A 23,550-nucleotide genomic window follows, 5' to 3' on the forward strand; every position below is an offset into this window, starting at 1 on the left:
TTATTTGCAATTTTACTGGTAAAATATGGTATAATAGGTTGTATAAAATTAATTATTATTTTGGTCATATAAAGGATTTAACGATGAATGATCAACACAATATAAATAACAATCAAAATACATATAGAAGTAGTGAGCGTAGTGATAGCTACAGTAGTAATACACGTGCTGCAGAACCTAATACACGCGTATTATCTGATGATGAACGCCGTGATTTTGATGGTGTAACCATCGAAGAGGTAGGCGATTCTGTTCATGTGGACTCTACACCTAGTAATATGAATGAAGACTATCAACGTAGTGAAGAATACAATCAATATGGGCCACATGTGAAGGTATATAGCTTTAATAGTACAAGCTGGCTTAGTCGCATCATTTTGATTATCATATTAGCTGTTGTTTTAGCAGCTGTTGTATTCTTTGGTGGCATTATCCTCTCTGTAGTAGGGGTTGTCATTTTAGTGGGTGCTATTGTTTCCTTTATCTTTGGGCTCTTTTAATGGTATAATATATATATTATGACTAGACGGTGGCTGAGCCATTCGATGATTTAAAGGGGACCTATGAACGTAGTTTTATCCACATTAAACTCAAAATTTATACATTCCTCCCTGGCTTTGCGATATCTCAAAGCCTATGGGCAGGCTCACGGACAGGCATACGATATAGTAGAATATACTATTAATATGCCTGTTTTACATATTCTTAGCGATATTACAGAGCGCAATATAGATGTATTGGGCTTTGCTTGCTATATTTGGAACATCGAAATGACATTACATGTGGTAGATATGGTAAAAGCTGTTCGACCAGATATTAAGATCATTTTAGGTGGACCAGAAGTGTCGTTTACGGCAGATGAAATCTTACATCGATGCCATGCTGTAGACTATGTAGTACAAGGGGAAGGGGAAGAAGCCTTTTACCAACTTATTAGTGCATTACAAAATGGTAAGGATGGTTTACAAGAAGAAATTCCTGGGGTACGAGGACGTCATATTTCAGGCGAACTTATGGGCTCTACCGAGGCTGTAGAGGTAAAAGATCTTAGTACTATACCATTCCCATATGTAGAAGAGGATATGGAGGATTTAGAACATAAAATCATCTATTATGAATCCTCTCGCGGTTGTCCATTCTCCTGTCAGTATTGTTTATCTGGTAATAAGAATACAGTACGGTTCTTCCCACAAGACAGAACATTAAAAGAGTTACAATGGTTTATTGATCACAAGGTGAAACAGGTTAAATTTGTAGATAGAACATTTAACTGTGCACCACATCATCATCGTCCGCTGATGGAATTTATGCGTGATGCAGATACAGAGACGAACTTCCATTTGGAAATGGAACCGGAGCTCATGACAGAGTGGGAAACCAATATTCTTTGTGAAACACCACCAGGCCGCATCCAAATCGAGGTGGGCGTACAAAGTACACATAAGAAAACCTTGGATGCTATTAATCGATATAATGATTGGCCGTACATTCAAAAGGCAATTAGACCTATTATTGAAGCAGGTAGAACTCATGTTCATATGGATTTAATTGTAGGCTTACCTTACGAAAATAAAGCACGATTTGGATTATCCTTCAACGATTTATTTAGCTTACAACCTCATGCGCTGCAAATAGGTTTTTTGAAACTTTTAAAAGGCTCTGGTGTACGCCGCATGGAGGAATACCAATACATTAGTGATCCTTTAGCACCTTACGAGGTTTTAAGTACCCATGTATTGCCATATAAAGACGTTCGTTTCTTGAAGCACTTTGAAGATGTATTTGAACGCTTCTATAATAGTGAGCGTTTTAGAACTGTCTTTGGTTATATTGGTAGTAAGCTTATTAAGGAACATACTGATACATCCATAACTGGTGAAGATACAGTAATAAATCATGTACCGACTATGAAAAAGTATGATTCTACCAATGTGGAGCCTAAAAAAGACGCTTTTTCTTATTTTTGTGAAATGACACAAGCTTGGCTCGATGCTGACAATCACAAGGTTAACTTGAAAGATATCGACCAAATCGAGTTCTTATATAATTTCTTTTTGTCTAAAGGCGACAAAGTAGCAGCTGAATTATTACAGTACGATACACTTGTTAGCTATCGAGGTAAGGTTCGAAGTGAAGCCGTAGGTTTGCCTAAGCAGACAAAGGAACTTTTACAAGAAGGGGAAGCATTCTGGCGCAACGAAGAGATTGCAGCCCAGTATATTCCAAACTATACATTTAAAGAGTGGCGTAAGATTCGCCAACAATATGTGGAAATGCCTATGTCTAAAGATACGGCACATGTATTGGGCATAGATAATGTACCTAGTACACCATTTACAGTTGTAATTGACGTTAATAAAGAGGTTAAACCATTTATACGTCCTGACATAGAGGCTTGTTAGTAATACAAAAATAATTTATCTAATTTTGATAGTCGAAATATTACATAACAAGCGATGATTGGTTAGTTAAATAGGAGTGTTATGACCGATACAACGAGACCAAAACGATACCGCATGGTATCTAAATATTATAAAGAAACCTATGGGGAAAAGGTTTATAAATTGCCTGTTGCCTTACCGCTGACGTGTCCAAATCGAGATGGTTCAGCCGGCGTAGGGGGCTGTACCTTCTGTGGTGAAATCGGTGCGGGCTATGAAAATCGTCCTGCTTGGATGACAGTGCGCATGCAATTAGAGGAAAACATTGCTCACATAGGTCCTAAATATAAGGCGAAAAAATTTATACCTTATTATCAAAACTTTAGTAATACCTATTTGGGACTTGATGATTTTAAAAGCTATATGGAGCAAGGTTGCATCGACGAAGCCGTAGGTATTGCTATTGCGACGCGACCAGATTGTATTGCCGATGAATATTTAGATATATTAGCAGACATTAGAGATCGCTTTCAAAAGGATATCTATATTGAATTAGGATTGCAAACGGTCAATTATGATACATTAGAGAAAATTAATCGGGGTCATGATTTAGCTCAGTTTATTGATGCTGTAATACGCATTAAGAGATATGGATTTAATGTAACAACCCATATGATTGTTAATCTTCCATGGGATACTATGAAAGATACCATCGAAGGGGCCCGTATCTTATCAGCCCTCGGTGTGGATCAAGTTAAATTACATGCCTTGTATATCGTTAAAAATACATTGATGGCCAAGTGGTACCAAGAAGGACAGTTCACCTTAATCAGTGCTGAAGAATACGCTGATCGGGTTGTGAATTTTGTTCGTCATTTACACCCTGACATTGTATTGCAGCGTCTTGTTGGGCGAGCGCCTGAAGATAATACATTATTTACGAACTGGTCCATGGGGTGGTGGCGTGTTCAAGATTTAATTGATGATAAATTAGACGAACTGGATGCCCATCAAGGTGATTTATGTGATTATTTAAACGGCAAAGCCGTTCGTAAGTTTATAGATTAGGAGGTTGTATGAGCGAACAAGTATTTACATTTCCTACATATGACCTAGCACAATCCATACTAGGTCAACATAATCGATATTTACATATGATGCTTGAAGTCATCTCTGTAGATGTAGTGGCACGCGGGGATACTGTGGTTATCAAGGGCGATGAAAAGCAAGTAGAGGCTCTGTATCGTACGTTAGAGGAACTGGTATTCTTATATCGTGAAGGCAGTACCATTACTGAGTCCCAAGTTCGTATTGCGGCTAAACTTGTAGCGAACGGTAAAGCTGATGCTGTACATACTATGTTTGAAGATACCTTATCCGTTAATATGCGCGGTAAAAATATTACGCCTAAAACGGAAGGTCAGAAATACTATGTTGATAGCATCCGTAAAAACACTATTACCTTTGGTATAGGCCCTGCCGGTACAGGTAAAACATTCCTAGCCGTAGCGTTAGCCGCATTCTATTTAAAAAATCGCAATGTAGATAAAATCATTTTGACTCGTCCTGCTGTAGAGGCTGGTGAACGATTAGGCTTCCTACCTGGTGAATTACAAGACAAGGTTGATCCTTATTTGCGACCTCTTTATGATGCATTACATGAAATGTTTGGCATCGAGCAAGTACAACGCTTTATGGAACGCGGTACTATCGAGGTAGCACCATTAGCATATATGCGTGGTCGTACCTTAGAAAATGCCTTCGTTATTCTAGACGAAGCTCAAAATACGACGGCTGAGCAGATGAAGATGTTCTTAACACGTTTAGGTAACAACTCTAAAATGGTAGTCAACGGTGATAAGACACAAATTGACTTGCCACCACGTGTTGTGTCTGGTCTCGGCGAGGCTGAAAAGGTATTGCGTCATGTACCTGGTATTAATATGGTTTACTTTAGCGATCAAGACGTTGTTCGTCACGATTTAGTAGGCCGAATTGTAAAAGCTTACGATCAGTATCATGAACGCAAATTAGCTGGTGAGACTGCGGAAACTAACGCAGCATCCAAAGAGCATGTAGCGAAAGGATAAGCATGTATATACATATTAGCTATGATGAAGGAATTCAAGAGGATTCCAATATTGAGGCTGTTATACGCAAGGTCTGTGATGAAGTGAGTCGCGTATATGGTCTTGAAGAAGATGAAATGAGTATTTTACTCTGCGATAATGCTAAGATTCACGAGCTCAATAAAGAATATCGCGGCATCGATAGACCTACCGATGTATTGTCCTTTGCCCTTAATGAAGGGGATGACTACGAAGGCAGTGAAGAGGAACATCACTTACTTGGTGATATGATTATTTCCTTAGAGCGCACTCGTGAACAAGCTATTGAATATGGACATAGCTTTGAACGAGAATTAGCGTATTTAACGACTCACAGTTGCTTACATATCTTAGGCTATGACCATATGAACGACGAAGATAAAAAAGAGATGCGCACTGAAGAAGAATTTATCTTAGGTAATCTCGGTTATGTGCGGGAGGATGCACCATATAATGAATAAGAACGAACATTTTAAATCTGGCTTTGTTGCCGTTGTAGGACGCCCTAATGTTGGTAAATCTACCTTAATTAATGCCCTTATTGGCGACAAAATCGCTATCGTATCCGATAAGGCTCAAACAACCCGTAACCGTATTATCTGTGTATATACAGATGAAGCAAAACAAATCGTTTTCATGGATACACCAGGTGTACATAAGCCAAAACATAAATTAGGTGAATTCATGGTAGATGCTGCCATTGAGTCCTTGAAAGAAACGGAAGCTGTTTTATTTGTAGTAGCAGGCAATGAAAAGCGAGGACCTGGGGACAACTTCATTATTGAACAATTGAAACGTGTAAAGGTTCCTGTTTTCTTAGTTGTTAACAAGATTGATACTCTAAAAAAAGAGGAGCTTTTAGAAGCCATCGTGTCTTATCAAGATGCATATCCATTTGCAGGGGTTATTCCTATTTCTGCAAAGGATAAAGAGAACCTAAATGAAGTTCTAAATGTATTAGAAGAAACATTACCGGAAGGCCCACAATACTTCCCAGAGGATATGATTACGGACCAACCAGAACGTCTTATCATTTCTGATATTGTTCGTGAAAAAATCCTATTGGCTACACGTGATGAAATCCCTCATGCTATCGCTGTAGACGTAGATGAAATGAAAACACGTGATGATGGTACAACCTATATCCGTGCTACTATTTACTGTGAACGAGACTCTCAAAAGGGCATTATCATCGGTAAGAAAGGTGCCTTGTTGAAACAACTCGGTGCTGAAGCCCGTGTAGATATTCAAAAACTATTGGCTACAAAGGTGTACTTAGACCTTTGGGTTAAGGTTAAAAAGGATTGGCGCAATAAATCCGGCATGTTATCTGAACTTGGTTATAGAAAATAATTTTTGCTATAATAAAAACTAACTCGTTTTCCCTATTGTATGAAAGGAATTAAGATGGATAGTGTAGATGGCCTGTTACCCATAGGGTTTGGCCTTGTATGTATATTTTTAATTAATTTTTTTGTGGTCGCAAAGTTCTCCTTTGCTCGCCTTCGTAAAGAGCATGTTGAGGATATGGATATCCTTTTAGAGAAGGATCGAGAGTTTTTATTAAAACTCTATCAAAACCCTGAGTATTTTTTAAATACGACGCAGTTTTTGATTTTATTCTTTATTTTGGCTCTTGCTGGTACAGGCACCTATGTATTTGATAATACCGTAGATCAACTTGTAGCGGTATTTAATGTGCATAGTACATGGATGCACTTCGTATTAGATATACTTTTATTGTTATTAATTAGCTTAATTGTTTTAATCTTTGGTGAAATCGTACCTAAAGCATTGGGCCTTTCGTTCCCAACAAAGTATGTAAATACCTATAGCCGTATCGTAGTAGCGGCTGGTCGTTTGGTATATCCGTTCATTTGGATTGCCAGCAAAATATCCACTGTTATTTTGGACTTTTACAAAACAAAATATTTAACAGAGCTAGACCTTGTGTACTCTGAAGAAGAGATTCGCATGATGATCTCTCGAAGCCATGAAGAAGGTCAACTAGACCAAGTGGAATCAGAGTTGATTGACAATGTATTTAACTTTGTAGATCGTAGAGCTAAAGAGGTTATGGTACCGCGTCAAGATGTGGACTGCATTTTCGTTGAAGACGGCTATGATGAAGCGATGAAATTTATTCGTTCTAAAGCTCATACACGTTACCCTCTATGTGTGGAGGATAAGGATCACATCATTGGTCTAGTTCACATTAAGGACCTCATGGAGCGTCCTAATCAAGCACGTAAGGATTTGCGTAATGTAAAACGAGATATCTTAACTGTGCCAGAGGTAATGAAGTTATCCACACTGCTACAATACATGAGAACTCGTCGTATCTATCAAGCTATTGTTGTAGATGAGTACGGTGGCATGGTTGGTCTCGTAGGCCTTGAAGATATTATCGAAGAGCTCGTTGGGGATATTCAAGACGAACATGAACCACACTTACCAGCTAAAATTGCTTATGCAGATGGTTCCTTCGAATTTGATGGCAAAGTTCTTGTAGATGAAGTAGAGGAAATGATGGACGTTGAAATCGACGATTCCGATTCTGATACAATTGGGGGCTATGTATTTGGTCTATTAGAACGGACACCAATCGTTGGTGATACTGTGGATGCATTGGGATATACCTTTGAAGTAACACAAATGCAAGGTTATCGCGTATCCCGTATTAAAGTAACACCTTTACCTGAAGAGGAAACAACGGAAGAAGAACATGAAGAAGCTTAATGGTGGTTTTAATATACCTGCCATCGTCATTAGTCGAAAAAAACATAAGCTATACTCTGTATTTACTTTTATCACACCTAGCTTAGGACTCATTCGTGCATCTATACCGCATAAGCGAATGATGACTATGCGTAACAGTTCCTATTTACGTCCTTTTAGTGCCATGTATATAACGGTCGTACCTGATGGTGAATATGTAAATGTTACACAGATTGATGGGTCCTATGTGGTAGAATCATTAGATGTAAATTTAGATAATATTGCTTATGCTGCAGTGGCTAGTGAGCTCATTCAAGAACTATTTGCAATGTATGATGTAGATCGCAAGGTGTTTGATACCGTTGTAAACTATTCCAAGCAAATACGGCGCCGCAATGTACAGCTAGGAACGATAATGCTAGGCTGGCAATTACTATCCCTCGCAGGGGTTGTGCCTAGTGCTAATGCTTTTTCACATCAAGATGGTATTGATCCATTCTGGATACAGGTGAAAGAAACAACAAATCTTAGCATTTCGCGTTCTGTGAAAGTTGGATTACCTCAAATTCTCGCTTACCAGTGGGGCGAAGACACGCCTATAGAACTTCCCAAAACAATATGGAAGGAACTAGAAAAACTACTATTTGCATACTGTGAGCAAGAAATCGGTAAACCATTACAAAGCGTTAAGTTTTTAAATTCCATAATTTAATGATAGTAAAAGGCAGTTTGAGAAATCAAACTGCTTTTTTTTATATGTTATGAGATGTTGAATGGAGATATCATTTTCTAGTAAGCATAACTAGTATATATTTTCTGTATCTCAAGACACGTATGAAAAAATATAATACTAATAGACATATGTGCATCTGTAGTTGACACTTTTAATAACAATTATTTATAATATAACAATGTTATATTATAAGTTTTTATAGGAGGTCATTATGCAGCTTTTGGGAAATCTCAAAATACATTTTCTAGCGCTCGTACTAACTGTAGTCGCTGAATTTATAGGCATAAAAAAATTAGGTCCCGTTGTATTATTGCCATTATTGTACACATTGGTTCTAGGTTTATTAATTTCTATTCCTAAGTTTAAAATTCTTACTATTAAACAGATGGAAAAATCTGCTGATTATATCGGTATTGCCGTTATGATCTTGATGGTAAAAGTAGGTTTAGGTATTGGTCCAAATCTTGGTATTCTTACAAGTGCAGGCTGGGCATTATTATTACAAGAGCTTGGTCATTTCTTTGGTACTATTGTATTTGGTTTACCTGTGGCATTATTAGTTGGTATGCGACGCGAAGCAGTAGGTGCTTGTTACTCTGTAGACCGTGAGCCGAACGTAGCAATTATTATCGACAAATTCGGTTTTAGCTCTCCTGAGGGCCGGGGCGTTATGGGTATGTACATCTGTGGCGTTCTTATTGGCGCTATGTGGTCCTCCGTATTGGCTGGTATGTTAGCACAATCTGGTTGGTTCCATCCATTGGCATTAGCTATGGGCGCTGGCGTAGGTAGTGCTAGTATGATGGCTGCCGCTACGGCTCCAATCATTGCAGTATATCCAGATTACGAACAACAAATTATGGCTCTTGCAGGGGCTGCAAACTTGTTGACTACCGTTCTAGGCGTATACTTTGGCCTATTTGTTTCTTTACCAGTTATGGAAAAAACATACAACTTCTTTACAGGTCGTACCCGTGAACAGGATTTAGCAGAGGAGGTAGCAAATCATGAGTAAAAGCGAAAAATTAACACAATTTGTCATCGTTATTTGTATTGCTGCTATCATCACTGCAGTAGGTAATGTAATGGATGGTAAACATCTATTTAGCGATAGCTTAGTTGGCGTAGCTATTTTAGCAGTCCTTGCTACAATTGGTGCATTGCTCTCTAATTTGCCATATGCTAATAAATTACCTATGGTATTCTGGGTTTCCTTAGTCGGTGTTGTTGCATCCTTACCAGGAATGCCTGGCCAAGAATGGATTATTGCTAAAACTAGCCAAGTTACATTCCTTGCTACTACAACACCAGTACTTGCTTATGCAGGTTTATCCTTAGGGAAAGACCTTGGTGCATTCCGTCGCTTATCTTGGCGCATTATTCCTGTTGCACTAGCTGTAACAGCAGGTACTTTCATCTGTGCAACAGCATTAGCCCAATTAGTACTTCATTTAGAAGGTTTAATTTAATACTAAATCATACTGTTAGATGTCTAAATTATGTTAAGATATAATTATAGATTTATATTTTAGAAGATATCTATATATCATGATGACATGATCGACCGTATTTTATACGGTCGATTTTATAAAGGAGATATTATGAGCCGTATGACAAAGGAAGAAGTAAAACAACGTGTTTGTAAAGCTATTGTTGATGCACAACCGCGTTTACGAGAATTAGCAGAATCTATTATGGCTGAACCTGAGCTGGGATTTAAAGAGGTAAAAACCTCTAAAAAGGTTCAAGCTATGTTTGATGAACTTGGCATTTCTTATACTACAGGTCATGCACTGACAGGTGTAAAAGGTAGAATGAAAGGCCGAGATAGTAAATATACGGTTGCCATGGTTGGGGAATTAGATGCCATTCTCTGTCCTCGCCATCCTCGTGCCGATGATTTAACAGGGGCTGCCCATTGCTGTGGTCATAATGTACAAATTACCAATATGTTTGCTGTCGCTATGGGCTTACAAGCGGTGATGGATGAGCTAGCTGGTGATGTCGTATTATTTGCTGTTCCAGCAGAGGAAATGATTGAAATTGATTATCGCAATAAATTGCGTGAGCAAGGAAAATTGAAATATATGGGCGGCAAGCAACAACTCATCTATGAAGGTGCTTTCGATGATATCGATATGGCTATGCAAATGCATGTGGAGACTGCCAAAACACCAGCTGGTGAAATGGGGCTTGGCAGTACATCCAATGGTTTTGTATCTAAACTGATTGAGTATCACGGCAAGGTGGCTCATGCGGCTCAAGCACCTCATGAAGGTATCAATGCTCTTAATGCTGCTTTGATGGGTGTTATGGGGGTTAACTCAATTCGTGAAACTTTCAAAGAAAGCGATTATTTCAGATTCCACCCAATCATTAATCAAGGCGGTACATTGGTAAACTGTGTACCTGATTATGTACAAGTTGAAAGTTATGTACGTGCTTCTAATATCGATGCTATTGTAGATGGTAATCATCGTGTGAATCGTGCCTTAAAAGCCGGTGGTGATGCAGTAGGAGCTACATGTGTTATCAAAGACCTACCTGGTTATTTACCAATGCGTAATGATGAACGTATGAATGCATTATTACGAGAAAATTCAAATCCTATCTTTGGTGAAGCCAATGTATATCAAGGTCCACATATTACAGCTAGTACAGATATGGGGGACGTATCTCACTTGATGCCGGTTATCCATCCATGGGTTGGTTGTATTAATGGTGTACTGCACAGCGCAGAATACGAAATCTCTGTACCTGATGTAGCATACATCAAAACGGCACAAGCCTTGGCTATGACAATTGTAGACTTACTATATGATGACGCAGCAGGCGCTAAAGATGTATTAGACAACTTTACACCAGCATTAAACAAAGAAAGCTATATTGAACTCTTAGATCGTATTGCTAAGGGTGAATAAAATAAACCACCTATCGAAGATGAATTGATTATCTTTGGTAGGTGTTTTTAATTTAAACTCTCTATTGACTTCCGAAAAAAAAAACATAATAAAATATAACAAATGAGTTTATTATTTATTTTTAGAGGATGTATATGAAAAAGAGAGATTTGTTTTTCTGTCTTAGTTTAGCTTGTATTCTACCAATACATATTTATGGTGCTAAACCAATTGATACACAAGCACAACTAGATAGAGCAAGAGAACAGCAATTAGCGAGAGAGGCGCGGCTTGGAGAGGGACGAATTACAGTACAAACAGGTGGATTAGATAGTACATCTGGATCTTTATCATCACAAGGTGGTTATACATACCGGCACAACAGCCAGCACATGTAGGACCATCTTTTTTTGTATCTCAAATACGTATTGTTGAAGAACCTATTAGTCAATCTGCACAATTAACATATAATGATATGACAAATTCAACTATGGATCAGACTACGTTTGTAGATAATAGCTCTGCAGCAAGTGCAAGATTGATTAAAGGTCCTTTGTATTATGAGGCACAAAAAAAGAAACTTCAATTAGACGTACCTAAAGAATTTGGCTTTCTACGAAAAACAATTAAACCATTTATGAATCGTAGACTTACCCTTGAAGATATAAATATTTTATCTAATAGATTAAATAATGCACTTATTGAGTACGGTTATGTCACCTCTAGGATTGGGATTCCATCTCAATCCTTAGCTTCAGGTAATTTACAATTCAATTTACAACTAGGTCGAGTAGAAGCTATATTATATAAACCTTACGTACAGCCATTGCCATGGGAAAATGCATTTCCGATTCGTAAAGGAGATATCTTAAATATTCGGAATATAGAACAAGGTATAGAACAAATGAAGCGTATAGGCTCTCAAACTGTGTCTGTTGAGCTTGAACCTGGTTCAAAACCATTGGCTACTAATATTGTGCTTGAAACGACTAAAAAGCCGCCTATCCATGGAATGGTGTCCATAGATGATTCTGGATTAAAAGAAACTGGAAAACTTCAGTGGACTGCGGCTATTGGTATTGATCGTGTCTTTAATGCTAACGATTCTTTGAATTTAAGTGTTAATCGAGATGCAGCTCAAGATGGTGAACATAAAGGTACCAGAAATCATAGTATTTCTTATTCCATACCTAGAGGAAAGGATACCTTTAGTATTTCCTATAGTGATATGAAATATCACCAAACGATTAATTCTATGGCTACGCCATTTATTAGTTCTAGCCATGCCAAGACAGTTAGAGGTTCATGGAATCATGTATTTCATCGAGATCGAACAACTAAACGTAGTTGGGATATCATTATTAGCAAGCGTAATGCAAAAAATTACATCAATGATGTGGAGGTTGCTGTACAACGCGCCAATACAGCTTCTGTAGAATTCGGTATATCAGAACGAAGATATATTAAACAAAACACGTTATATTCAAGAGCGGCTATTAAACAAGGTGTTGGTTGGTTTGGTTCACAACCTGAATATGGTAATGGAGCACCAAGTACTCGGTTTACACAACTTTTAGTAGATGTGGATTATCAAATGCCTCGTACATGGGGGCATAGGCCAGCAAGTATTACTACATCATTCCATGGACAATGGACATTAGGGGATAAACGTTTATTCTCTAGAGATATGATTAGCCTTGGCAATCGATATACGGTACAAGGGTTTGATGGTGAGAATACATTAATGGCTGAAAGCGGTTGGTATATGCGTAATGAAGTTGCTAGCTATATCCCTAAATGGCGCTCAAGTATCTATGCTAATGTAGATTTTGGCGCTGTATATGGTCCAAGTACAGATGTATTAACAGGTAAATTTATCGCTGGTACTAGTTTAGGGATGAAAGGGCAGTTCAAATCTGGATTATTCTATGATGTATTTGTTGGTGTCCCATTATATAAACCGAGTGGTTATAGAACAGACTCTGTAACTACAGGTTTCCAAGCTGGTATACGATTCTAATTAGTTTGAGTATATGTATTAATAGAGAGAGTAATTATGAAAGAAAAACGATTACAATATAAAATTGCCGTATGGCTTACTATGGGTTTAATGATTGTAGACCCATTAGTAGTTCCATTTGCCTATGCTGCAAATCCTATTGAGGTTGACAAAAATGCACCACATGAAAGACAAGCTACGGTTGGACAAGCTGCTAATGGTATTACATTAGTGAATGTTGCAGGTCCTTCTGCTGGTGGAGTATCTAGAAATGATTATACTAACTTTAATGTACCGCAAAATGGTGTAATACTTAATAACTCCTACCAAATGGCTAATACAAAATTAGGTGGATATGTACCTGGTAATGCTAATATGATGCGCGGTTCTGCCAATGTTATTGTTAACGAGGTTACATCACATAACCCAACTGAGATGAAAGGGTTTATTGAGGTAGCAGGTCGTAAAGCTTCAGTAGTTGTGGCTAATCCAAATGGTATTACTGTAGATGGTGGTGGCTTTATCAATACAGATCGAGCCGTATTAACTACAGGTAAAACAGAATATGATTCAAAGGGAAATCTAAACTCCTATCGCGTAGAGCAAGGTCGTGTTTCTATTAACGGAAACGGTCTTAATGCTAAAGATGCTAACTCACTACAAATTTTAACAGAAGCTACAAATGTAAATGCCGGAGTGTGGGCTAATACAATTGAAACCCGTACTGGCAAAAATACAATAGAGGCTAATACATTAGACACTCAAAAGATTGGTGATTCTAGTAATGTTGGTTTAGATGTCGCTGCTATTGGTGGTATGTATGCTAATTCTATTACCATGAAAGGTACCAATACTGGTCTGGGTGTAAATGTTAAAGGTGTAGTAAGCTCTACACAAGCATCTAGTATTACTAGTGATGGTAAAATTATAGTTGATGGTGGTGTTACAAGTAATGGCAACACTACGTTAGCTGGTCAAAGTATTGCCATTCACAATAGTGGTGTGGTTCAAGGTGATGTATCTACGACGGTAAATAGTCAAGATACACTAAATAATAGTGGTCTTATTAACTCTGGAAACACTACGGCCATAAAAGCAAAATCTGTAGATAATCATGAAGGTGGACGCATTTATGGTGATACTGTAGCTATTGATGCAAATACAGTTATAAATCACACAAATTCTGAAATAGAACAGCGTTACCATAAAGCTGGTAAGGATTTAGAAAAGGCTAAAAATGATCTTGATGCTGAATGGAATGCTGATATCACTAAATATAAAACTAAAACAGAGTTAGAAGCACATCGTCAACGTATTAAAGAGTTAACAAAGACTTATGATGAAGCACAAGAGAACGTTACTGCCATAAAAAAAGAATTAGATACGCATAAGTCAGGTGTCATTGCAGGTCGTAATCACGTTGATATAAATACAGATACAATAAATAATACGGGTAAAGGTTTCATCTATAGTGGTGGCACTATGGACCTTACTGCTAAACAAGGTATAAGTAATACGGGAGCAACTATTAAAGCCGTAAAGTCTATTGAACTAGATACACCTGTAGTAAATAATGAAAATGTTGCATTAGGTGTTAAGCGTATTTCAGATGGTATTACTAAAAATCCTGATAAATTAAAAGTTACTCATCCACATCATAAATTAGAAGGCCAAGTATTTGATAAATCTGAATTCCCTTATGCTGATTATAAAAGTGGCTATGGTACACCTCATGTAAAACCTGTTAAGACTGCTGAAGATGAAGCTTATAATAAAGAAATGGATAAGCGTGAAAACCGTGTTAATGAATTTACTATTATCCGTACCGAAACAGAGCATACTCATAAAGAGGTTACTAATGATGATCCGGGTGTTATTAGTAGTGGCGGTGACGTTGTAACAACAGGTATTCTCCATAATGATAATAGTAAAGTTATTTCTGGGGGCACTGTTCATGCTAAAGGGTCCATACAAAATATATCAGATTCAATAAGTGATAAGACATTCATAACGGGTACTACACAAGAAAGTTATACAACAAAAGTTGATAAAAGCCATCACATAGGGCGTAAAAAGAAACGTAGAAAGTGGAGATCTGAAGTCTATATGACTCCAACTATTACTGAAACCAATCTAAAGCCAATTGGTACAGTTCAAGAGCATGCTGAAGATACATTGTCTAAAGCTACTATTGCTAAGGTAAATGATAGTTTAGATCCCTATGGTTTAGATGGTGGCAAAGGTAAAGAAAGTCATACTATAGATGGTTTATCCTTACCAACAGAGGCACTATATCAAATTCATCCAGATATTACAGCTAATGCTTTGATAGAGACTGATTCTGCTTTTACCAATAGAAAGAATTTCCTATCCTCTCAATATATGATTGATGCCTTAGCAAATGATCCAGAACGAAGATTAAAACGTTTAGGTGATGGATTCTATGAGCAGCAGCTTATTAATGAGCAAATTGTATCAGCTACGGGCAAACAATATTTAGAAGGTTATACAGATAATGAGGCTGAATATAAAGCATTGTTAGAGGCCGGTATAGCCTTTGGTAAAGCTTTTAAATTAGCTCCAGGAATTGCTTTATCTAAAGAACAAATGGAAAGTATAACGACTGATATGGTGTGGTTAGAAACTAAAACAGTTGTAGTAGAAGGAAAAGCTCAACAAGTTCTATATCCTAAAGTATATTTAGCGAAACAACCTGCAAAATCTGTTGATGCAATGGGTGGAATCATAAGTGGTAAAGCTATTGTTAGCAATACTAATGCAGATATTCTAAATCAAGGCATTATGACTGCGGATACAATTGTATTAGGTGCTCATGATGTACAAAATACAGGCCGTATCGATGGACGCAAAGTGAATATTAAAGCATCACAAGATGTAACAAATACAGGTAATATTCATGGTGATAAACAGGTTAACATTAATGCAGGTCGTGATATTAATGTAGGTGCTCATGTAGATAGATTAGAACATCACGATATTGTTAGTCGTCAAGGTACTATTGGTGTAGCAAAAGATGGTGATTTAGTTTTATCTGCGAAACGAGATGTTAACCTTAAAGGTGCTATTGTTCATACTAAAGATAATTCTAAAGCAACGATTGAGGCTGGGAATAATATTAATTTAACAACAGAATCATTATCCTCCAAAAAGGATATGACTGTTAATAGTGATAACTATAATCGTACTGATCGTCGTACAGAATTAGGTACAGCTATTTTAAGTGATGGTCATGTTAATTTGCATGCAGAAAATGATGTAAATATTCGTAATGGTATTGTTAATAGTGAACATGGTGTCACATCTGTTGAAGCAGGAAATGATGTTAACATCACTAATGGAAAAAGTTATAGCCGTGATGAATATGGTCTAAAATACAAAGAAAAGAGTTTACTATCTCGTACAACTAATATCATTCGTACAGATCACGAACATACAGGTGTTTTATCTTCTACGATTGGTGGAGATACGATTAATGTGAAAGCTAATCGCAATGTTTCTGTAACAGGTTCTAATATTTTGGGAACAAAAGATGTATCTGTATCTGCAGGTAATGACGTGCGTACAGATTCTGGTGAAGAAACTCAACGTGATGATGTATATCAATATAGCAAAAAGTCTGGTCTGATGGGGGCAGGTATAGGCTTTACTATTGGTAGTAAAAAAGTGACTGATACATTAGAAGGAAATTCTAAAACTAATGTAAATACATTAATTGGTTCTGCGAATGGAAAAATTAGTATTGATGCTAATAATAAAGCACATCTCACTAGTACTGATATAATTGGTAAAGATGATATTGAAGTTAGTGCTTCTGATATTACTCTTGATGGTAAACATGATACTATAGCATCGAAACAGGAGCATGAAGAAAAACAATCGGGTTTAACTGTTAGCTTAGGTGGATCTATCGCATCAGCACTGACTACTGCACGTGGATTACAACGTAAGGCTAATAGCCGAGATGATAAACGCTTAGGAACTTTAGAATCTCTTGAAGCTGGTAAGGAACTTAAAAAAGGGTACAGTAAGATTCAAGAGTATAAAAACTTTACCCCTGATTTTGTACGAGATGAAGCACAAAAATCAATAGCGTCTGGAATACTTAAAGAACAAAAAGTAAAAGAAATCGATAGTCTTCTACAAAATAATAAATTAACCGACAAAACTAGAAAGGCATTAGAAAAAGAGAGAAAAAGATTAGCTGAAGAAGCAAGTTATGAAAAAGCAAAAGGCTATAATGACTTAAAAGACATAAATGGGGATCAAAAGCAATACAAAGAAAATAAACGGGCAAAAAAAGATGGATTAGCTAATATTCATGTAAGTGTTGGCTCCAGTAAAAGTAGAAGTGAATCAAGATTAGATAGTAGTAAATATGCAGGAGGGCATATAGTATCTGATAATGGAATTAAATTAGTTACAAAACCAACTACAGCTGATTCAGGAGATATAGTGGCTATAGGGGAAACTATTCGAGGAGAATCTGTTGAATTGGATGCGAGTAGAAATCTCTCCTTACAAGCTGGAACAAATACAACTACTATAACTGATAAATATGATAGTAAGGGCTGGTCAATTGGGGCTAACCTTAGTGTAAATGGTGGTGGCTTACTAGGTATTGATGCTAATTATAATAAAGCAAATGAAAATGGTACTACAGTTAAAACAACTCATTCAGGGACGGTTGTTCAAGGAAATAAAGTAATTACAAATTCTGGAGCTGATACTGCTATTGTGGGATCAAAAGTATATGGTGACTCCATTCAATCTCAAATAGGCGGTAATTTAACAATTAAAAGCTTGCAAGATAGTGAAACCTATAGAGGCGAAAAGAAAAATGTAGGATTTAGTATATCTACAAATGGTACAAAATTAGGTGGCGTATCTGCAGAATATTCAAAAGGTAAAATGACTAGTGATTATACAAGTGTTACGGAGCAAGCTGGACTATATGCAGGTGCTGAAGGATTTGATATCACAACTAAAGGAAATACTATATTAGAAGGTGCTGTTATTGATAGTAAGGCAAAAGCAGACAAGAATAAATTATCAACGAATTCCTTAACAGTTAAAGATATTAAAAATAAAGCTGAATATAAATCTAGTAATACAGGTTTAAGTTATACATCTGTATCTGGATTTAAAAATTTAAGTCAAGCAGGTAAAGATGCTGTATATAATTCTCTAGGCTTATTACCAAAATTATTGCCAGATTCAGAAAAATCAGCTGAAAGTACTACAAAGTCTGTTATTTCTAATGGTACAATAACAACAGGATCATCTAATATTGATATTAATAAGATTTCCAAAGATACTAAAAATAGTCTAAATAAACTTGATACTATTTTTGATAAGAAAAAGGTAGAAGAACGGCAAGAATTAGCACGATTATTCGCTAAAGATGCATTTGAGCAACTTCATTATTGGGAGCCTAAAACAAAAGAAGGAAAAGCTGCAAAGGCATTAGCGCATGCAGTAGTTGCTGAAACATCTGCACGTATAGCTGGAAACCCTAAAGGGAGTGGCTTCTATGCTGGTGCAACAAATGAAGCTTTGATTGGTGAAATTCATAAAATTGCTAAATCTAATCCAGCTGTAGCACAATGGCTAAGCGCAAGTTTAGGGGCTTTAGTAAATCACGGGCTTGGTAAATCTTCGATTACTGGAGCTACAGAGGCTCAATATGGAACAAAATGGAACTATGCTGGTGCATTGTTTCGAGTAGGTGTTGGTACGTCCAAAATAGCTGTAAAAACAGCATCTGGAGAAACTATTACAGAGTTTATCCCTTATGTGGGTAACCCGAGCGCATTTGATCAAGTTACAACAAAGCCAGTTTCATTTAGTGATAGAGTTTCTGATCAAAGTACACCTATGGATGATGTAATTCCTCCAGGCTCAGATTTAACTGAATCAAGTAATCTATCATCACCGGTTGTTTTAAAATCAGAGGATTATAAAATATATAACCTTCCACCTGATATAGACAATCAAACTGGTCAAATAAGTGTATGGGATAATGAAAGACAAGAATATGTTAAAACTAATACGTATGAATTTGGTGGAATAAAAGTAAATGATCTAGGGGGTTATGATGAATTTAATCGTGCCATTTTTACTGAGGTCGGTACTGGTAATTTAGTATATGGTATAAATAAATATGGAGTAACCTTATATAGAGGTTCCGATGGTTCACCAAATTGGCATCTTGTTATACCAGAAAATAATTTTGCAAAAATAGGAAAGCTTGATGGAACTTCATTTGAACGTTTAAATATTACAACTGGAGATTTAGATATGCTGAGGGATCCAGGCTCTACAGCTATTTTTGATCCTGTAAATTCACGTATAATAAATAGTAATACAGGAAACCCTCTATCTAATATTGGGTATAAAAATTTTAAAAATAATATTAGTTTAGATACTATATCTAAAAATGATTTGGTCAATCTTCAGTGGGATAACGATGGTGTTACTGTTAAGGTTAAGGGTAAAGATTCTACTACTGATACAATTATTTTTGAAAATATGAGCTCAATGGGATATAAAAATAGTCAAACTGTTTTAGATGGAATACGTAGTGGTGCTATTACTCCAGGTAAACCAAAATTTACCAGAGAGCCTAAGTTTGATTTAGGCTTATCTTCGGTGAAATTAAATGATGGTCCTACAGAAGCTTTTAAAAATTGGAAAGGGATAACTGCTCAAGTAGGCGTAGATTTTCCTGCAACTGAGATTAATATGAGTGCATGGTCCGGAAATTCTGCATGGAGGGATACTAAAATGTATTTTGCTAGAATTAATATTGATACATTTTTAAGAGTAAATAAAAAAGAAGTCTCTATGGGAAGTAAAGGACGTGCTAATATAGGTGAATTAGATTTGAAAAAATCTTTTGATATTGATCGTTTTAAAGTAAATCTTGAAGGGCGTATTGGTTATGGTGCTGGTGCTGGAGTGGAAGGTGGAATCCAATATTCTGATGGTAAGCTAGGTGCTTATTCAAGTTTGCAAAGACCAAAGCTGGGATTGAATGGATCAGCCGGTGTTGATATTGAAATTAATGGTATCAATACTAAATTATTAGAAATAGATAAAAATTTAAATCATGATGATAAAAATAAAACAAAAAAGTAAGAGGTATGAGAATTGACTGTCAAAAATAAATTATTAGATTTTTTAAATGATCAGCGATTTCGTTGGATATCTTCGTTAATTTTATTGCTTGGTTTTTTTATTGGAAGCTTACAAGATATAAATTATGAGTTCTCATTTTCGGTTTTAGAAGGAATGTTTCCCGCTTTTTTATATTCCTGCGTTATGTTGGGACCTTTATATAAAAGAAGAAAACTATATCGATTTATATATAAGCGAGCGTTAAATATATGCGGTTCAAAAACAAAAGTATTTCTTTATATTTTTTTGGGCCTGCATGGTAAATTACTGGGAATTAATGTCACACATAAAAGTAAATTTAAATGGGCGATTATAATTATTAGTTATATAGTTTTTGTAGGCTGGACAATACAAAGTGAGATGCCATTTGTTTTAAAGTTAGTTATTGTAGTTATAGCGACATATAGATTATTAGTTTCTATAAACTCCTAATGAAATAGATGATATTCAGTAGATTGTAATATTTCTAGATAGTGTCAATAATTTAGTGTAAACATCTTTTTATTCTCAATTACCAAACATATTTTGTAACTGGCTAAATGTTACACCAAATTCATGATGTACTTTACCAAAGAATTTAGTATTATACTCAGTAGTAAATGAATATACAAAAGTATCTAATAATTCAATTGACGATATGTAGCCAACAACGTTGAAACCGTGCTCTTGGATATATTTCCTAACAAGCTTATTGCAATCCTTAAAATTCATTACCGACAAAAAGGAGAATGTCCTCTAGACCTTTTTGTTTTGCATGATCTAATAGCCCTTTGTAGACTAATATTCTTTCATTAGGATGTATACCATAATCAACGACATGGTTATCTCTTTATGGTGTAATACCAATTAAAACATGAAGAGCCTCTCTTTGATATGTACCCCCTTTACTGGATAATCAGTAAAGGGGGTACTTTCATGAGATATAGTTATAAATTTAAAAAGAAAGCTATTGAGTTATCTGCCTAAATTATTACTAGATTCAAGTAAATCTTCCAAAAGCACTACGAAGTCTGATATTGCTAATGGTACAATAAAAACACAGACTTCTAATATTGATATTGATAAAATTTCACGTGATACGAAGTATAGTCTAAATAAACTAGATACGATTTCTGATAAGAAAAAAGTAGAATAACGTCAAGAATTGGCTCGGCTATTTGCAAAAGATGCATTTGAACAACTTCACTACTGGCAACCTAAAACTAAAAAAGAGAAAATTTCAAAAGCATTTGCTCATGCTAAAGTAGTAGAATCTTCTGCCCGTATTGCAGGAAATCCAGCTGGAAGTGGATTTTATGCAGGTTTTAGTAATGAGGCGTTGATTGGTGAAATTCAAAAAATTGCCAAATCTAATCCGGCTGTAGCACAATGGTTAAGTGCAAGTTTAGGGGCTCTAGTAAATCATGGGCTTGGTAAATCTCAAATTATTGGTGCAACTGAAGCACAAAATGCAACAAAAAATAATGCATATGGTGTAATGAAAAAGAATACAGAACTCGAACCTTGGGATTATTATATTATCGATCTTTATGGTAACGTATATAAAAGAACTAATACGGACGATTCATTAGTATCGCCATCAGTTGTTCGTAATGGTATCGTAACAACTGTGGTTAAACAAAATCCTGCTAAAGGTTATCAATCTGATGGCCAAGAAGTATTTGTCTATCCAGATGGTCCATATGTTAATATTGATGAGCCATTGGGAAAAGTGCATGTAGGATAAGCACATTTACTAACTAATACAAGTTCTTCATGGGATAATCCTAGTGTAAATAATCCTGCAGTAGTTGAAGAAGCACCAAGAGTTATAGATGCATACCTGAAGAATCCACCAGTAGAATTTATAGAGTTTATAGTAATAGCTCAGAACCAGTATTTACAGGAGAATATCAAGGAAAGAGGAATTTAATGTCAGATGCTACTGCTGTTTATAATCTAGATCATAAAGCTTGATATGCTTGTGGGTATGTTATTTATCGAAATGCAGAAACTGACTCTATTATTCGTAAGCAAAGTTTAGAACAAAAAAAGAGTCAGTAATGGAGGTTATTAATAATCCAGACACTGGCATTGGTATAATGTCTGATACTGTGAGTTATATGACAGACTATAAAGGTCTTGAATACGGTGGAACTGCAGTTACTTTTGGCCAATCTGTACCTAAGTTTTTGGATAATAACTCTCGATTTGAGAGTTTTGAAGGTAAATATTTAGCAGGGGTTAGTGATTTTGGAAGTGAAACGATAAAAGCAAGGTTAAGCCTTAGTACTGCAAATTTATTAGCTCAGGTAAGCAAGTTATGAGTCCATATCCTAATAATTTAAGTATGGCTCAAGAAGTATTGTTTGCTATTTCTGGTGGTTTGATAGTTAATCAGACATTTTCACCAACTATTAATATTACTAATGAAGAAATTAAAAATAAAATCAAAGATATTGAAAAATGAATGGAAAAAATAAAAGATATGGAACTTTTATTAATTGGTTTACTACTATCTAACTATATGTTAATTAAAAATCAACGTAATAATCTCAAAAAATTTATCATAGTTTTTTTATTTAGTAATATATGGGGAGGATTAAATCTTTATTCTATGTTTGAGCATATTAATGGTATTGAAAAAATCAATACATTATGCACATTACTCCTTATTTTGACTGGTGAATATATATTTTATTATCGTTATAAGAAAGGAACATTGTAAGGGATATCTAAAATATATTTTGATATAAATAATTCTTTGTCTATTATTATAATTGTTTCTTTTAGTATTATTGGAATAGTTTTTCTACTCTGGGAACTATTGAGGTGAATATTATGAAAAAATTATTTTTCTATGCATTTGCATTGTTTGTATTAATTTCTATAATTTATTCAATTGTTTATGATTTTATGACCGGTGCTGTAATTCATTATGATTTCTATGGAGCATTCTTTATTTGTTGGTTGATATTCTTTGGTATACTAAAACTTATTCTTAGAGTATAAATTTATTCTTTGACTTAAAGTTAAATTTTTAAATTAATACTAGCTTATTGAGAGGAAAATATAATGCGACGATTAATAGTTTATGGATTTGCAGTATTAGCTATACTAAATATTTTATATGGAATAGTAGATGATCTATTAACAGGAAGTGCAATCCATTATGATTTTTATATAACTTCTTTTATTTGCTTCTCAATATTTTTTATCGTATTAAAATTAGCTTTACGTGTATAAAATAATAGTTTGACATTTTTCCCCCTGTATTGCTACAATATTGTGTATAATATATGCGATGAAGCAGAGTAGTAAACCTCTCTAGCGAGTGAGGATGGTGTAAGCTCACATTTGGTTGAAGGCGCTGTAGAGCATTGGCAGGAACGCAGGTATCTGTTAGTAAAGGCCAACATAGAAAAAAGAGGGCGCAAGCCAAATAGGGTGGAACCGCGGGTATACTCGTCCCTGTAACGTTTTTCGTTACAGGGACTTTTTTGTTTGTAACGAAATGGTTGATTTTATGTCGGTT

At 35.8% G+C, this 23,550-nt stretch carries 18 protein-coding genes; all 18 read left to right on the top strand.

The features are described 5' to 3' along the window. Positions 1-83 precede the first annotated feature (83 nt). The 18 genes from EL171_RS04625 (at position 84) to EL171_RS04710 (ending at position 22,743) form a co-directional block, all read left to right on the top strand. Entirely contained in the window at positions 84-500 is a 417-nt protein-coding gene (locus EL171_RS04625; RefSeq protein ID WP_005386513.1) for a hypothetical protein, read from the top strand. Between the two features lie 63 nt (positions 501-563). Next, entirely contained in the window at positions 564-2,402 is a 1,839-nt protein-coding gene (locus tag EL171_RS04630) for a B12-binding domain-containing radical SAM protein (RefSeq protein ID WP_005386514.1), read from the top strand. An 81-nt stretch (positions 2,403-2,483) separates the two neighbouring features. After that, positions 2,484-3,449, top strand: a complete 966-nt coding sequence (gene mnmL, locus EL171_RS04635; RefSeq protein ID WP_024066217.1) for a tRNA modification radical SAM protein MnmL/YtqA — start codon at positions 2,484-2,486, stop codon at positions 3,447-3,449. An 8-nt stretch (positions 3,450-3,457) separates the two neighbouring features. Further along, complete coding sequence (locus EL171_RS04640) at positions 3,458-4,471, top strand: PhoH family protein (RefSeq protein ID WP_005386516.1); 1,014 nt, start codon at positions 3,458-3,460, stop codon at positions 4,469-4,471. A 2-nt stretch (positions 4,472-4,473) separates the two neighbouring features. After that, on the top strand, positions 4,474-4,950 hold the full coding sequence (ybeY, locus tag EL171_RS04645) for an rRNA maturation RNase YbeY (RefSeq protein ID WP_005386517.1): 477 nt from the start codon (positions 4,474-4,476) through the stop codon (positions 4,948-4,950). Then, positions 4,943-5,842, top strand: a complete 900-nt coding sequence (gene era, locus EL171_RS04650; protein ID WP_005386518.1) for a GTPase Era — start codon at positions 4,943-4,945, stop codon at positions 5,840-5,842. Before ybeY ends, era begins: the two co-directional genes overlap by 8 nt. Positions 5,843-5,896: 54 nt before the next feature. After that, the gene (locus EL171_RS04655; protein ID WP_039969164.1) at positions 5,897-7,228 is read left to right on the top strand and encodes a hemolysin family protein; all 1,332 of its coding nucleotides are present in this window, start codon (positions 5,897-5,899) and stop codon (positions 7,226-7,228) included. Beyond that, the gene (gene recO / locus EL171_RS04660) at positions 7,215-7,919 is read left to right on the top strand and encodes a DNA repair protein RecO (protein WP_005386520.1); all 705 of its coding nucleotides are present in this window, start codon (positions 7,215-7,217) and stop codon (positions 7,917-7,919) included. Before EL171_RS04655 ends, recO begins: the two co-directional genes overlap by 14 nt. Before the next feature lie 232 nt (positions 7,920-8,151). After that, complete coding sequence (locus EL171_RS04665; protein ID WP_005386522.1) at positions 8,152-8,955, top strand: DUF3100 domain-containing protein; 804 nt, start codon at positions 8,152-8,154, stop codon at positions 8,953-8,955. Next, on the top strand, positions 8,948-9,409 hold the full coding sequence (locus tag EL171_RS04670; protein WP_005386525.1) for a hypothetical protein: 462 nt from the start codon (positions 8,948-8,950) through the stop codon (positions 9,407-9,409). Before EL171_RS04665 ends, EL171_RS04670 begins: the two co-directional genes overlap by 8 nt. Before the next feature lie 132 nt (positions 9,410-9,541). Then, on the top strand, positions 9,542-10,861 hold the full coding sequence (locus EL171_RS04675) for an amidohydrolase (RefSeq protein ID WP_081442683.1): 1,320 nt from the start codon (positions 9,542-9,544) through the stop codon (positions 10,859-10,861). A 134-nt stretch (positions 10,862-10,995) separates the two neighbouring features. Continuing rightward, positions 10,996-11,238 carry a hypothetical protein gene (locus EL171_RS09985; protein WP_039969167.1) on the top strand — a complete coding sequence of 81 codons (243 nt, stop codon included), beginning with the start codon at positions 10,996-10,998 and terminating at the stop codon, positions 11,236-11,238. A 92-nt stretch (positions 11,239-11,330) separates the two neighbouring features. Next, positions 11,331-12,860, top strand: coding sequence for a ShlB/FhaC/HecB family hemolysin secretion/activation protein (locus EL171_RS04680; RefSeq protein WP_005386531.1), 1,530 nt, complete (start codon positions 11,331-11,333; stop codon positions 12,858-12,860). 36 nt (positions 12,861-12,896) lie between these two features. Then, entirely contained in the window at positions 12,897-19,997 is a 7,101-nt protein-coding gene (locus EL171_RS04685) for a two-partner secretion domain-containing protein (protein WP_005386533.1), read from the top strand. A gap of 12 nt (positions 19,998-20,009) precedes the next feature. Next, positions 20,010-20,468, top strand: a complete 459-nt coding sequence (locus tag EL171_RS04690; RefSeq protein ID WP_005386535.1) for a hypothetical protein — start codon at positions 20,010-20,012, stop codon at positions 20,466-20,468. 712 nt (positions 20,469-21,180) lie between these two features. Further along, on the top strand, positions 21,181-21,762 hold the full coding sequence (locus tag EL171_RS04700) for a hypothetical protein (RefSeq protein WP_005386538.1): 582 nt from the start codon (positions 21,181-21,183) through the stop codon (positions 21,760-21,762). Positions 21,763-22,078: 316 nt separating this feature from the next. Then, positions 22,079-22,342, top strand: a complete 264-nt coding sequence (locus tag EL171_RS04705; RefSeq protein WP_005386540.1) for a hypothetical protein — start codon at positions 22,079-22,081, stop codon at positions 22,340-22,342. 143 nt (positions 22,343-22,485) lie between these two features. Continuing rightward, positions 22,486-22,743: a hypothetical protein gene (locus EL171_RS04710; RefSeq protein WP_005386544.1), complete on the top strand. Its 258-nt coding sequence runs from the start codon at positions 22,486-22,488 to the stop codon at positions 22,741-22,743. The last annotated feature ends 807 nt before the right edge of the window (positions 22,744-23,550 follow it).

Origin of the sequence: Veillonella dispar (genome assembly GCF_900637515.1) — a bacterium.
GTDB classification, from domain to species: Bacteria; Bacillota; Negativicutes; order Veillonellales; family Veillonellaceae; genus Veillonella; species Veillonella dispar.